This is a genomic window from Streptomyces sp. SID11385, assembly GCF_010548245.1.
Classification (GTDB): domain Bacteria; phylum Actinomycetota; class Actinomycetes; order Streptomycetales; family Streptomycetaceae; genus Streptomyces.
The window spans coordinates 1-300 of record NZ_JAAGLR010000206.1 but is presented as its reverse complement, the minus strand read 5'-3'; the positions used below and the strand labels follow the sequence as shown (position 1 = coordinate 300).

The window sequence follows — 300 nt, the reverse complement described above, 5'->3', positions numbered from 1 at the left end:
GACGAGGTGGCCCCCGCCGGTCGCGGCGAGATCGCGCAGGCCGGAGGCGGCGTGCCCGGCGAGCGCCGCGTACTCCTCGTCCGCGCCCAGGAGGGCACGCTGCCGGGCCGCGGTGGGCACGAGGGTGAGCAGGAAGAGGACGAGCCCGAGGAGGAGGGGCGGGACGAGGACGAGGAGCAACGGCGGTGCGAGGGCGGCGAGTCCGGCGAGTGCTCCGGCCGTCGTGAAGACGAAGGACCGCAGGGACAGGACGAGACCGGCCCAGCCGTCCCTGGCGATCTCGCTCTGGTGGGTCACGCG

Annotated in this window: 1 pseudogene; it reads right to left on the bottom strand. The window is 75.7% G+C overall.

The window, feature by feature from the left end:
- Positions 1-300 (bottom strand): annotated as a pseudogene (locus G3I42_RS06345) (ABC transporter ATP-binding protein); the annotation flags it as partial.